General features: G+C 66.0%; 12 protein-coding genes. 10 read left to right on the top strand and 2 right to left on the bottom strand.

All coding sequences use genetic code 11. The features are described from left to right. Positions 1-126 precede the first annotated feature (126 nt). The gene (locus FM113_RS04100; RefSeq protein WP_087011790.1) at positions 127-741 is read right to left on the bottom strand and encodes a TetR/AcrR family transcriptional regulator; all 615 of its coding nucleotides are present in this window, start codon (positions 739-741) and stop codon (positions 127-129) included. Positions 742-862: 121 nt separating this feature from the next. Between FM113_RS04100 and FM113_RS04095 the strand changes: the two genes are divergently transcribed. From FM113_RS04095 to FM113_RS04050, 10 genes are all read left to right on the top strand, one after another. After that, positions 863-1,873 carry a phosphotransferase enzyme family protein gene (locus tag FM113_RS04095; protein ID WP_087011788.1) on the top strand — a complete coding sequence of 337 codons (1,011 nt, stop codon included), beginning with the start codon at positions 863-865 and terminating at the stop codon, positions 1,871-1,873. Between the two features lie 69 nt (positions 1,874-1,942). Beyond that, the gene (locus tag FM113_RS04090; protein ID WP_087011786.1) at positions 1,943-3,211 is read left to right on the top strand and encodes an aspartate aminotransferase family protein; all 1,269 of its coding nucleotides are present in this window, start codon (positions 1,943-1,945) and stop codon (positions 3,209-3,211) included. Between the two features lie 85 nt (positions 3,212-3,296). Then, entirely contained in the window at positions 3,297-4,259 is a 963-nt protein-coding gene (locus FM113_RS04085; RefSeq protein WP_087011785.1) for a helix-turn-helix domain-containing protein, read from the top strand. 234 nt (positions 4,260-4,493) lie between these two features. Further along, on the top strand, positions 4,494-5,312 hold the full coding sequence (locus FM113_RS04080; RefSeq protein ID WP_087011783.1) for a MoaF C-terminal domain-containing protein: 819 nt from the start codon (positions 4,494-4,496) through the stop codon (positions 5,310-5,312). Continuing rightward, complete coding sequence (locus tag FM113_RS04075) at positions 5,296-6,513, top strand: ABC transporter substrate-binding protein (protein WP_087011780.1); 1,218 nt, start codon at positions 5,296-5,298, stop codon at positions 6,511-6,513. Before FM113_RS04080 ends, FM113_RS04075 begins: the two co-directional genes overlap by 17 nt. Positions 6,514-6,704: 191 nt before the next feature. Further along, positions 6,705-7,517, top strand: a complete 813-nt coding sequence (locus FM113_RS04070; RefSeq protein WP_087011777.1) for a MoaF C-terminal domain-containing protein — start codon at positions 6,705-6,707, stop codon at positions 7,515-7,517. Positions 7,518-7,562: 45 nt separating this feature from the next. Next, positions 7,563-8,741 carry an ABC transporter substrate-binding protein gene (locus tag FM113_RS04065; protein ID WP_087011775.1) on the top strand — a complete coding sequence of 393 codons (1,179 nt, stop codon included), beginning with the start codon at positions 7,563-7,565 and terminating at the stop codon, positions 8,739-8,741. 141 nt (positions 8,742-8,882) lie between these two features. After that, the gene (locus FM113_RS04060) at positions 8,883-9,758 is read left to right on the top strand and encodes a branched-chain amino acid ABC transporter permease (protein ID WP_087011773.1); all 876 of its coding nucleotides are present in this window, start codon (positions 8,883-8,885) and stop codon (positions 9,756-9,758) included. Next, positions 9,745-11,517 (top strand): ATP-binding cassette domain-containing protein, encoded by a 1,773-nt coding sequence (locus FM113_RS04055; RefSeq protein ID WP_087011771.1) that lies wholly within the window; start codon positions 9,745-9,747, stop codon positions 11,515-11,517. The genes FM113_RS04060 and FM113_RS04055 overlap by 14 nt, the downstream gene beginning before the upstream one ends. Next, positions 11,514-12,209, top strand: a complete 696-nt coding sequence (locus FM113_RS04050; RefSeq protein WP_087011769.1) for an ABC transporter ATP-binding protein — start codon at positions 11,514-11,516, stop codon at positions 12,207-12,209. Before FM113_RS04055 ends, FM113_RS04050 begins: the two co-directional genes overlap by 4 nt. 142 nt (positions 12,210-12,351) lie before the next feature. On the opposite strand, the gene FM113_RS04045 is transcribed toward FM113_RS04050, so the two are convergent. Then, the coding region (locus FM113_RS04045; RefSeq protein WP_140393281.1) for a helix-turn-helix domain-containing protein at positions 12,352-12,895 on the bottom strand (544 nt) is incomplete at its 5' end.

The raw sequence follows: 12,895 nt of genomic DNA, 5'->3' as shown, positions 1-12,895 counted from the left end.
TGGAGTTGCGTCGGCAGCGTCAGATGTGTATATGAGAGAGCTTTCTGGGGCTTCATGCGGGCGAAGCCCCAGAAACTCACCCATCGATGTGTCTCGCGGGGCCGCCGTGCCGCGGGGCCGCGGGGGCTACGCCGTGGCGGCGAGGCCCTCCACGAGCCGCCCGAACGCGGCCGTTGCCCGATCGGCGGGGTCCAGCCCCGCGGCCACCCGCATCGCAGCCTCGCGAAGCGCGCCCACCAAGAGCACGGCGGTCACAGCGGTGTCCACGCTCGGGTCTACGCCACCGTCAGATTGGGCAGCCCTAAGCGCGTCCTCGATCATGATGACACTCGCACCCGACCCGATCCCGCGCTCAGCACCGCCGGTGATGAGCGTCGGCCCCGATACGTTAAAAAAGTGCCCCGTGTGCTCATCTGCGGCGAGCGCGAACATCTGGCGGGCGAGCGCCGCGAGCTGGCCCCGCCAATCGTCTGCGGCCAGTACCGCCGCGTGGGATCGGGCAACCAGCCGCTCTCCCAGCGCGGCGTAGGCCGCCCGCAACAGCTCGTCGCGGCCGCCCGGAAAATGCGCGTAGACGGTACCCCGGGAGATGCCGGATTGCGCCGAGACCCGCTCGATCGTGGCCACGTCAACGCCGTCTTCGGCGATGATCACGAGCAGCGCATCGACAAGTTCCTGCCGCGTGCGGAGCTGTCGACGCTCGCGCAGTGTCAGCTGAAGGGGTGCGGCGTCGAGGGTCATGCCCCCAGTCTATGCCGCATCAAGACCCACTTGTGAACGGTGCGTATATTTTCTATACTCCGAGTACAGAACTTCTCGGAGCGTGCCAACGACGGACGCGTCCGCCCCCGAAAGGACGCGCATGACCACCGCCGAACTCGCCGCAGGAATCGCCCTCGCTCGTGCCGCACTGCCGCACTACGACATCGCCGCTGACACCGAGTTGACGCTCCTCAAACACCGGGAAAACGTGGTCTTTGCACTGCGTGCGGGCGACATCGACTACGTGCTGCGCGTGCACCGCCGCGGCTACCACAGCGACGCCGAACTCGCGTGCGAGCTTGAGTTTGTGCGGGCACTTGAGCGCGAGGGTGTTGCCGTTCCGTCGTTTGTACAGACGACTGACGGCCAAGAATTCTGTGTCGTCGGCGCAGAGCTGCCCGGAGGCGCGCACCAGGTCGATCTGCAGCTCCGACTCGACAATCACGGGAATTTCGGCGACGAGCGCACCGCAGTCGACGGCACGGCTGACCTCGATCCCGAAGACTTCGCTCAGCTCGGCAGGCTCGCCGCCGAGGTGCACGCGGCGAGCGAGCGCTCCGGTTACCGCATGGCCGTGCCACGCGATGACTGGGATCTCGAAGGCCTCGTTGGGCCGGACTTCGCCTGGGGCGACCCACTCCGGATCGCCGAGCTCACAGGCGAGGATCGTGAGACCGTGATCGCCGCGCTCGCCCGCGTCCACGACATGCTCCTCGACTACGGCACGCCCGCCCACCGCTTTGGCCCGATCCACGCCGATCTCACCCCCGAGAACGTGCTCCGAACTCCCGCGGGTCTTGTCCTCATCGATTTCGATGACTTCGCCGCCGGCTGGCACCTCTTCGACCTCGCGACCGCGGTGTTCTTTTTCACCCCACACCCGCGCGCGGCGGAATACAGGGCCGCGCTTTTCGCCGGGTACGAGGCCGTCCGACCGCTCGACGCCGCCGACCACGAAGCATTCCCGGCGATCCTGCTCGCACGCGGCCTCACCTACCTGGGCTGGGCAGCAGACCGGCGCGGCGAGTCCACACCCGAGTGGCTCGCAGATCAGGTCCTCCCCCACGTCGTCGGGCTCGCGCAGGACCTCCTCGCCGCGCCCACGACCTGATCCACCGCCGAGCTCACCCAGCCGCGTCCAGCCTTGCCCAGCCACACCCATAAGTTTCAGGAGCCACGCATGACCTCGAACGCCGCCCTCATTGCCCGCCGCAACCGCACGATCGGCCCCTATTCACCGCTGTTCTACGACGAGCCGCTGCAGTTCGTCTCGGGCAGCGGCGCGTGGCTCACCGAGGCCTCAGGCCAGCGCTACCTTGACGGCTACAACAATGTGCCACATGTGGGGCACGCAAACCCCCGGGTTGTCGCGGCGATGGCGGATCAGGCGGCACGGCTCAACATCCACACCCGGTACCTCAACGATCGCGTCATCGACTATTCGGAGCAGTTGCTCGCGACCTTCGCACCGGAGCTCGATCGCGTGCTCTACGGCAACTCCGGCTCCGAGGCGAACGAGCTCGCAATTCGGATCGCACGCCAACAGACCGGTACGACCGGCATGATCGTGTCCGACTTCAGCTACCACGGCACCACGATCACGCTCGCGGAGCTGACAACCGGGCTCCGGACACGAGAGCCACTCGCGCCGCACGTGCGCGCGCTACGCATCCCCGACCTTGATCAGGATCCGCGACCAGAATCGGAGGTGCTCGCCACGACACTCGCCGAACTCGACACCGCCATTCAGTCCCTACGGGACTCGGGATACGGCGTCGCAGCCGCCCTATTCGACCCGCTCTTCTCCACCGAGGGCATGCCCCGAATCCCTGCGGGCCTTGTTGAGGGAATCGTGCAGCGAGTTCGGGCTGCCGGCGGACTCGTGATTGCCGACGAGGTGCAGAGTGGATTTGGCCGCACCGGCAGCCACATGTGGGGCCACGCCGCCGTCGGCATGTCGCCCGACCTTGTGACAATGGGCAAGCCGATGGGGAACGGACACCCGATGTCCGCCGTGATCACGAGCGAGGCCGTACTCGATCAGTTCGGGGCCCACAACGAGTTTTTCAATACCTTCGCCGGCAACCCCGTCTCTGCCGCGGTGGGCGAAGCCGTGCTCGCGGAAATGGCCGCCGAACAGCTCCAGGCACGAGCTGCCACCCTGGGCGAGCTCGCGCTTGCCCGGTTCCAAGTCCTCGCGGATCGGCACGATTTTGTGCGCGCAGCAAAGGGCACGGGGATGTTCCTCGGGCTCGATTTCGCCGTGGGCGGCACCCCTGCTCCGCACATCGCAAAACAGGTCGTTGAAAGCGTGAAGTCGCGTGGCGTCCTGATCTCCCGCATCGGCCGCGACAGCAATGTGTTGAAGGTCCGCCCTCCGCTCGCGTTCGGTGCCGCGGAGTTGCCGATCCTGCTCGACGCACTCGAGGACGCCCTCACAGAGGTCTAGGGTGTATCCTCTCGGAAAGAGCGGCGTCGATGCCCGATCTGCCCTTGGGCCGAGCCGCTGGACTGAAGCAGTGAGGTGATGAGGCATGCGGACTGCAGACCCGCGAGATCTGAACCACGCACACCCGGCGTCAACACGCGCCCAAGGGATCACGGAGTTTCGCAACCTCGTGAGTTCGTCGTTCGTTCCGCTCCGGATCACGACCGAAAACGATGAGCCGTTCGTGGGGCGCACCGAATCGGCGGAGGCGGACGACGTCGTCTTCACCGAGGTCACCGCGCGCCCGCACCTCGTCGAGCGCACACCGGAGAACATCGCCGACGGCGGGAGCGGGTACTACAAGGTCAGCTTGCTCCTGTCCGGCAGCAGCATTTTGGTGCAAGATGGCCGGGAAGTCGTGATGCGGGCGGGCGACTTGTCAGTGTATGACACCTCGCGGCCCTACTCCCTGCTCTTCGGGGAAGACTTCCGGAATCTCATCATGATGTTCCCCAAGGACAGGATCGACCTTCCGATCCCCTTCACCGAGCAGCTCACAGCCGTGTCACTCGGGCGCGAACACCAGGGCCTCGCGCCCGTCATCACCGCGTTCCTCTCGCAGTTCCCCGCGCAGCTGAAACCACTCGACGGACGACTCCGCGCAAAGCTCGCGCACACGAGCCTGGACCTGATGGGGACGCTGTTTTCAAGCATTCTCGACACGGACCCCGCACGTCGCGACCCGCACCAGATCCTGTTGCAGAAGATCACCGCGCACATTGACACGCACTTGGCTTCCACGGAACTCAGCCCGGGATCGATCGCCGCGGCACACTTCATCTCCACACGACACTTGCACGCCCTGTTCCGGCAGGCGGACACCACGGTCTCCGCCTGGATCCGCGAGCGCCGCCTCGAGCGCTGCCGCGCCGACCTCCTCGACCCGGTCCTCGCCGACCGCACCGTATCCGCCATCGCGAGCCGCTGGGGCTTCCCCGACGCGGCGCACTTCAGCCGCGTGTTCAAGGCCGCCTACGGCGTATCCCCCAGCGTCCTCCGGCTTGGGTAGCAGGCGAAACTCATAGCAGCCTGCGCAACCGGCACGCCGATGCTGAGTTGTAACCCGGCTTGTCATTCCCTGCACAGCCATTGCTCCTCGCCGAACGCGCCGTAGCGATCGGCGAGAGACACCGGCACCGCAACGTAGTGTGCGTTCGTGAAACGGGCATTGACGCCCAGCGTTCGCACCTCGCGTCGATCCCGCACCCCAGCCCTGCAGGACGACTCCGAGGAGTGACTCCGAATGACCGCACCCACCGCTGATTCTCCCCCGCACAATCGTGACCGGCCCAGCTGGCTGACGACAGACGCAGTGTCGGCGGGACTCGATACCTACCGGCTCCCCAGCACCTCATTGGACGGCTCCGATGTCTCGCTGACCCTGTCTGACGGCGGCACGCTCACCCTCGCATTCGCTGCGGGGAGCGTCCGGTGGAGCGCCACCGGACAGTTCGCGTCGAGCACACCGCTGCAGGATCCCTATGACGCAGTTCGAGTGCGGAATGACGTCCTCTTCATTCACATCCCCGGAGAGTCGCGGGAAGGCGAGCATCTCTGCGTCGTGTTCTCCGAAACCACACACCGCGCGATCGTAGCGCGCTCAAAGATCCGCGCGACCCCAGTGCCAAACGAGCCGCGCGTCACCCAGGACATCTGGGCGGCGACGGTCGACGGTGCCCGGCCGAGCGGCGAGACGCCCGCAGCATCGCGGGACCTGATCGGCCGACGAGCGGTGTATCGGTACAGCCCAACGCAACTCTATGAGCATGTCTATCTGTCAAGTGAACGCTATGCCTGGCAGTGCCTCCAGGGCGTGCAGCGTGGTCACGGCGATCTGGATCTGTCGGCCGTATGGAAGTTTGATGATGGCCTGTATTTGTTCTGTTTCCGTGAGTTCCGGGCCCCTGTGGGAACTGTCTGGCTGCACGATCTGGGCCTCGCGCTACGGACCACGGGGGCATTCCTGGGGATGAGCGCCGACGGTCGCGCGGAACATGCCCAGGGCGGGGGCCACATCATCCCGCTCGGCGCGGTCAGGTATCCCGATGTCGAGCCTGTCTAACCCGGTCCTGGAGCGGCGGACGAGGCACCGCGGCATTTCCGCAGCGGCAATTCTGCTTGCCGCGGCGCTGGGAACGAGCGGTTGTGTCGGTGCCGCTCCGACAGACTCGAGCGAAGTCATCCGGCTCGGATCCGTGAACACTCTCAGCGGCCCCGCAACCTTCTCGGAGGCCCCCGACGCGGCCGCCGCAGTCTTTGACCGTGTCAATGCCGCGGGCGGGATACACGGTCGCATGATCGAATACCTGGCACTCGATGACAAGGGCGACCCAGCGACCGCAACCGCCCTCGCGCGCGAGCTTGTGAGCAGCGAGGAGGTCCTCGCCCTCGTCGGCGGCGGTTCTCTCCTCGACTGTGAGGTCAACGCGGGGTACTACGAGCAAACGGGAATCCGTTCAATACAGGGCCTCGGAGTGGACCCGGGCTGTTTCGAGTCGCCCAATATCGCACCGACAAACATCGGCCCGTTTAACGACACAACACTCACCATGCTGTTTGGTTCAGAACGGCTCGGCCTGTCTCGGCTTTGCGTGTTTACGAGCATCGTGGGTTCAACAGCGCCCGCGTATCGGGAAGCCATCGGACGCTGGTCCGAAATCACGGGGAAGGACACTGTCTTTGTCGATGAAACAGTGCCGTACGGTGCCCCGGAGTACTCTGCCCCAATTGTGCGCGCGCGAGAAGCGGGATGCGACGCGATCGTCAGCAATGCGGGCGGCCCAGACGCCGTTGGGCAGGTCCTGGCGGCGAATCAGCAGGGGTGGGAGGACATCACTTTCCTGTTCCTGACTGGTGCATTCAGCGCGGGCTTCGCCTCGGCGATCGACGATAGCGCCGCGGGAGTGTACGTTCCTGCCGAGTTCTACCCATTTACCGAGGCCAATGGCGTCACAGCCGCGTGGCGAACGTTGATGAACGACAACGACATCGAACTGACCTCATTCAGCCAGGGCGGCTACCTCGCGGCAACCTTCATGGTAGAGGTATTGGAGGGCATCGACGGTGAGATCACACGCGACAGCGTGAACGAGGCGCTTGCGACGATGCAGCCGATCGAAAACGACATGCTCGCCTACCCCTACGAGTTCGGCAGGATCGCCGGGCAGGATTACGAGCCAGGTGGATGGCCCGTCGTGTTGAGATCCGGGACCAATGCGTGGGAGCGTGCATCCGAAGACTGGCTGACGATCCCTTCCCACTGACACCATTCTGTAACCCTGATTGACTCCCCGGGCACGAGGGTTGATTCTGCAGGCATGCCCAGCCGAGACCCGGTGCGCGGAATCTGTACGCTGCGTACAGTTCAGTTTCAGGACGGGCACCGACGCCCCAACGCCAAGCGTGGCGTCGGCTCCCGCACGTCCCCGCAGTGCGACACGAAGGAGTGACATCAATGACGATGCCGAGCACCGACACCAGTGCGGCAGACCCGACAAGCTGGCGCAGCTACGACGAATTTGCTGCCGGGATTGACACGTTCCGCTTGCCTGACGAGACGCTGGCCGGCACCGCGCTCATCCTGACACTGGAAGCCGGCGCGCAACTCAGTCTCGCGTTCGACACGGACACCGTGCGCTGGAGCGGAACGGGTGTGCTTGCAAGCGACGGCGAGCACGCTGACCCCTACGAGGCCGTTCGGGCACGCTCGGATGTACTGTTCGTGCATGTGCCGCTCACGTCACGCGAGCACGAGGCGCTGAGCGTCATCTACTCCGAGACGACACATCGCGCACTCGTGGTGCGCACCCGAATCGCGGCCACCGAGACACCGGGCGAACCCCGCGTGGGGCAGGAGTTCTGGGCCGCGGTCACTGACGGCGGCCCCACATCAGGCGATGTGCCTGGGCCGTCCCGCGACCTCATCGGGAAGCGCAACCTCTACCGATACAGCCCCCACCACCTGTACGAGCACGTCTATATCTCAAGCGACCGCTACGCCTGGCAGTGCGTGCAGGGCGTGCAGCGCGGCCACGGCGACATGGACATGTCGACAGTGTGGAAGTTCGAGGACGGACTCTACCTCTTCTGCTTCCGCGAGTTCCGGATCGCGGTGGCGAGCGTTTGGCTGCACGATCTGGGCTACGCGCTGCGGACTACCGGCGCGTTCCTTGGAATCGCCGGCGACGGCACGGCGGAGCACTCGCGTGCAGGCGGCCACATCTACCCGATCGGATCGGTCACGTACCCGGACGTGCAACCGGTCTAATCCCCCACACATTTCAGACTTTCCACCCTTTCGAGAGGACACACAATGAAGAATCGTCTGATTGCCGCTGCGGCCCTCACCGCCGCCAGCGCGCTCGCCCTGGCCGGCTGCGCCGCCGGCCCCGGGGGCGACGACGCCCCCATCAAACTCGGCTCAGTCAACACGATCAGCGGCCCGGCAACCTTTCCGGAGGCCTCAGAGGCCGCGGCGGCAGTGTTCGACCGCGTCAACGCTGATGGCGGCATCAATGGCCGCATGATCGAGTACAAGGCTATGGACGACAAAGCCGACCCTGCCACAGCCACGGCCTCCGCCCGAGAGGTGGTGGGTAGCGACGAGGTTGTCGCACTTGTCGGCGGGGCGTCCCTCCTCGACTGCGAGATCAACGCGAGCTACTACGAGCAGGAAAACGTGCGTTCGATCCAGGGCATCGGCGTCGACCCTGGTTGCTTCGACTCCCCCAACATCGCGCCGGCAAACATCGGCCCGTTCAACGACACCACCCTGACGATGCTGTACGGCTCCGAAGAGCTCGGGCTCGAAAAACTCTGCGTGTTCACGAGTGTCATCGGCTCGACCGGCCCGGCCTACCAGGCCGCGATTGATCGGTGGAGCGAGACTACCGGTAAGGAGCCGCTCTACATCGACGACACCGTCCCCTACGGCGGGGCGGACTACACGACCTACGTTGTGCGCGCCAAGGAAGCCGGCTGCGACGGAATCGTCAGCAACGCTGTCGAGCCCGACGCAATCGGACAGATCAAGGCAGCGAACCAGCAGGGCTGGGATGACGTCACGTTCCTGTTCCTCACCGCGGTCTACAGCGACAGCTTCGCGGCCGCGGTGGACAACAGCGGTGCGGGCGTCTACGTCCCGGCTGAGTTCTTCCCGTTCACCACGGAAAGCGAAATCAACGCTGACTGGCGCGGCCTGATGGAGGAGAACAACATCACGCTCACCTCCTTCAGCCAGGGCGGATACCTCGCGGCCACATTTATGGTCGAGGTGCTCGAAAGCATCGACGGCGACATCACCCGCGACAGCGTCAACGAGGCACTCGCGAACATGAAGCCGATCGACAACGACATGATCGCTTACCCCTACCAGTTCGACAAGATCGCCGCGCAAGACTACGAGCCCGGCGGCTGGCCGGTTGTTCTGAAGTCCGGCACCGGCGCCTGGGAAGAGGCGGCCGACAACTGGGTCACGGTTCCCGCAGGCTAAACCGCGCACCGCGGACGCCCGGTGGTGGGGAGCACTCGCTCCCACCACCGGGCGTCCCCGTCGATCTCTGAGCTCCACCCCGCTGGCACGAAAGGCCCCAGTGATGCACCCACTCGATTCTCACGCCCCCGAGGCCGCCGCATGAACGGCGGCGCACTCCTCCAGGGCGCACTCTCCGGGCTCGCGGCGGGTGGCGTTTACGCCGTCTTCGCCGTCACCCTCACCCTGATGTCGCGCCTGGTGCGCGTCGTCAACTTCGCGCAAGCCGCTACCGGCATGTTCGCCGCATTCATCGCGGTCTGGTTCGCAACGAACCTCGGTCTTCCCGTGTGGCTCGCCACAATCGGCGGGGTCCTTGTCGGGGCGCTGCTCAGCGCGCTGATCGGGTGGATTGCGGCGACATGGCTGTCCGAGGCGGACCTGTCCACACGCTCCGCAATGACGGTCGCCCCATTCCTGATGCTCATGTCGCTGTCCTACATATTGTTCGGCAACAAGCCACGGCCCTTCGCCCCGATCTTAAACGGACCCGCGTTCCAAGTCGCCGGGGTGGTCATCAGTTGGGTCACGGTCGCGACCGTCAGCCTTGCCGTCATCGTTGCGCTCGGGGCCGCCGTGATCCTGCGGAAAACGACGGTGGGCACCAAGCTCCGAGCCCTGTCCGACCGCCCCACCACAGCGGAGCTCATTGGGATAGCATCGAAGCCGCTCTCAATCGGGGTCTGGGCAGTCACGGGCGCGATCGGGGCGATTACCGTTCTGATCATCGCCCCCACCCAGTCCAACGACGCGGTCAGCCTGTCGATGCTGATCATTCCGGCCGCCGCCGCCGCCCTCCTCGGTGGCTTCAAGCGTCTCGATCTCGCCGTCGTCGGTGGCCTGGTCCTCGGCCTCATCAACGGGATGGTGGCACAGGTCGAGCAGCTCACCCTCGTCCGCAACTTCATCCCGTTCCTCTTCATCGTCATCCTGCTGCTCTGGTCGCAGCGAAAGGAGGTGTGGGATGCTGCTCGCTAGCCGTCGCGCACGCGCCCTCTTCCCCGTCGTCGTCGCTCTCCTGGCCCTGGGTGTGGGATGGGCGCTCAGCGTGGGTCTCTCCGGGTACACGGTCTACCTCGCTGTCAGCATGGTGACCGCAAGCATCGCCGTCCTCGGACTCGGAGTCGTCACCGGCTCCGCCGGCATCATTGCCCTGTGTCAGCTCACATTCGGAGCAATCGGTGCCTGGGTCGTGTCTTGGCTCAACGTACAGGAGGCCCCCGGCGGCTTCGTGCTGTGGCTCGTTGCCGGCGGGATCGTCGCCGGGCTCGCGGGTGTCCTCATTGGCCTCCCCGCCCTGCGCCTACGCGGCGTCAACCTCGCCGTTGTCACACTCGGCTTCGCCGCGGCCTTCGACGTGCTACTCGTACAAACTCAGTTCCCCGGGCAAGGCGACGGCATCACCGTCGCGCGTCCGGCCGGCTTCACCAACGACCGCCAGTACTTCCTGTTCTGCATGATCGTGCTCGTGGTGTGTGCCCTTGCCGTGTATTTCCTGCAGCGCAGTCGGATCGGGAGCAGCTGGAAGGCGGTCGCGTTCTCCGAGCGCGGCACCGCCGCAGTCGGCCAGAGCGTGCGACTTGCGAAGCTCTCCGCATTCGCGGTGAGTGCGGCCCTGGGCGGTGTTTCCGGCGGCCTGCTCGCCGGCCAGGTGGGTATCCCCTACGCGTCAAGTTTCACCCCGATCCAGTCGCTCGCGCTGTACGTGCTCGCCGTGATGAGCGGCGCGTACCTCATCGATATGGCGATCTTCGGCGGCATCCTGTGGATCCTCGTCCCGGAACTCCTGAAGCGCTGGGGGATCCCGCAGGACTGGGGCTTTGTGGTCTTCGGACTCCTCGGCATTCAAGCGCTCACGAGCGGTTCGAACCTCGGCGAGGTGATCCGGGGTGTCTTCCGGAAGCGGCTACGGAAGCGACAGGCCGCGGCGATCGCGGCGTCCGCCGCCGCAAGCGAGGACGCGACAACCTCCGCGCTCGACGCGTTCGCGGTACCGGAGGCCGCCGCCCCCGTCCCCGCGGACGCTGGGCCGGTGATTGAGGTGCGTGGTCTGGGCGTCCAATTCGGGGCGCTCGCTGCGCTGAGCGATGTCTCCCTGGCCGTGCAGCCCCGCACAATCATGGGGCTGATCGGGCCGAACGGCGCCGGAAAATCGACCTTCGTCGACGCGGTGAGCGGCTTCTTGCCGCAGCACACGGGCAGCGTATTTCTCGATGGCGAGGACATCACGGGGCTCGTCCCGGCCGCCCGCGCCCGCCGCGGCTTGCGCCGCACGTTCCAGCAGGATCGCGTGCCGCCGCAACTCACCGTTGAGGCGTACGTGCGGTTTGTCGCGCGTCGCCGCCTCGATCACGACGAGCTCGCCGACGCGCTCGCGTTCCTCGGGTGCCCGCCACCGGAGGAACACCTCACGAACGTTGACGTGGGCACGCGTCGTCTGATCGAAGTCGCGGCTGCTGTGCTCTCGGGCCCCAAGGTGCTCATCCTTGATGAACCCGCGGCCGGCCTCTCCCATGAGGAACACATTCAGTTCGGGCACCGCCTCACCCGGATCCCCTCGCGCTTCGACACCGCGATCGTGATCATCGAGCACGACCTCGATCTTGTGCGATCGGTGTGCACTGAGATCACAGTACTCGACTTCGGCAAGGTCCTCGCACAGGGTCCGCAGCAGGAGGTCCTCAACAATCCGGCCGTGATCGCGGCCTACATGGGAGATGCGGAGATCAGCTCATGAGCGCACTGGAACTCGACAGCGTCACGGTGACCCGCGGCGCGGGGCCAGTCATTTCAGACGTCAGCCTCACACTACGAGCCGGGGAGATCCTTGCACTCGTGGGACCCAACGGCGCCGGAAAGACGAGCTTGCTCGAGTCGGTCTCCGGTGTGATCGGGCACTCCGGCGGCGACATTCGGGTCGACGGCGAATCGATCGGCAAGCGAAACCGCGTGCAGCGCTCGCGCCTGGGGATCGCGCACATCGAGCAGGGACGTGCGATCTTCCCCTCGCTCACGGTCCGCGAAAACATCTCGCTCACCGCGGGGACTCCCGCCGCGCTCAAGGAGGTGCTGCAGTCGTTCCCCGAGCTCGAGAAACGCATCGATGCCCAGTCCGCGCTGTTGTCCGGCGGCGAACAACAAATGGTTGTTTTGGCACGGGCTTTTGCTTCACGGCCACGTTTCCTTCTCATCGACGAGATGTCGCTGGGGCTCGCACCCGTGGTGTTTATGCGGCTGCTCCCAATCGTGGAGCGGATCGCCGCATCAGGCGTCGGAGTACTCCTGGTGGAGCAGTTCACCCATCTCGCACTTGACATCGCGAGCGAGGCAATGGTGGTCGCGAGTGGCAAGGTGAGCCATGCCCAGGGCCCGGCAGGGGCCTTGGAAGAAGACCCGGAGTTGCTGCGGCGGGCCTATCTTGGCGGGTAGCGGCCCAGCCTCTCTCCCGCCGATCCACCACTTGACCCCTTCGTGACGAAACGACCCCGAAAATACGCTTCCAGGCGTGTTTTCGGGGTCGTTTGGAGATTTCGGGGTCGTTTCGTGAGCGTGAGCGGCGGCCGGGGCCGGGTCACCGGGCCGCGCGGAGTTGCCCGGGCGCGGCCCCCAGCTCCCGCCGGACGAAGCGCGAGAAGTAGGCCGGGTCGGAGAACCCCAACTGCGCCGCCACGCGATAGATCGGATCGCCCGACGCGCGGAGGCGTCGGGCCGCCTCCGCCGCGATCCCCGCGCGCACGAGCTCCCCGGGAGTCGCGTCGCTCACGTCGCGCACCAATTCGGTGAGGGTTCGCGTGGACACCCCGAGCGCACGCGCGTGCCATGCGACTCCATGCGTGGCGTTGGGTGCAACCCGCACGGCGAGCTGGAACCGCCGGACGAGGGCGTGATCCGGATTCGCGTCGCGGTGCTGCGCGGTCAGCAGTCGCGCGCCCCCATCGCCATACGCTTCCAGCAGCAACGCCCCCAGGAGGAGAATTGCGGATCGACTCTCGCCCATCTCGGCGAGACCCGGATCCTGCGCAGCGGTATCGGGAACCGAATCTCCCGGGTGCGCGCGACGGAGCGCGGGTACCGCGGGTATCGCGCGATCCGCTGCCCCGCCCCCCGCCTCCCCG

Origin of the sequence: Leucobacter sp. 7(1) (genome assembly GCF_900163635.1) — a bacterium.
Classification (GTDB): domain Bacteria; phylum Actinomycetota; class Actinomycetes; order Actinomycetales; family Microbacteriaceae; genus Leucobacter.
Note: the sequence above shows the minus strand (reverse complement) of the source record. Positions and strands in the feature narration are given on the sequence as shown.

Coding starts and splice junctions, on each gene's coding strand:
- FM113_RS04050 (WP_087011769.1), top strand. CDS start 11,514: ATGAGCGCACTGGAACTCGACAGCGTCACGGTGACCCGCGGCGCGGGG.
- FM113_RS04065 (WP_087011775.1), top strand. CDS start 7,563: ATGAAGAATCGTCTGATTGCCGCTGCGGCCCTCACCGCCGCCAGCGCG.
- FM113_RS04080 (WP_087011783.1), top strand. CDS start 4,494: ATGACCGCACCCACCGCTGATTCTCCCCCGCACAATCGTGACCGGCCC.
- FM113_RS04060 (WP_087011773.1), top strand. CDS start 8,883: ATGAACGGCGGCGCACTCCTCCAGGGCGCACTCTCCGGGCTCGCGGCG.
- FM113_RS04090 (WP_087011786.1), top strand. CDS start 1,943: ATGACCTCGAACGCCGCCCTCATTGCCCGCCGCAACCGCACGATCGGC.
- FM113_RS04055 (WP_087011771.1), top strand. CDS start 9,745: ATGCTGCTCGCTAGCCGTCGCGCACGCGCCCTCTTCCCCGTCGTCGTC.
- FM113_RS04100 (WP_087011790.1), bottom strand. CDS start 741: ATGACCCTCGACGCCGCACCCCTTCAGCTGACACTGCGCGAGCGTCGA.
- FM113_RS04095 (WP_087011788.1), top strand. CDS start 863: ATGACCACCGCCGAACTCGCCGCAGGAATCGCCCTCGCTCGTGCCGCA.
- FM113_RS04085 (WP_087011785.1), top strand. CDS start 3,297: ATGCGGACTGCAGACCCGCGAGATCTGAACCACGCACACCCGGCGTCA.
- FM113_RS04070 (WP_087011777.1), top strand. CDS start 6,705: ATGACGATGCCGAGCACCGACACCAGTGCGGCAGACCCGACAAGCTGG.
- FM113_RS04075 (WP_087011780.1), top strand. CDS start 5,296: ATGTCGAGCCTGTCTAACCCGGTCCTGGAGCGGCGGACGAGGCACCGC.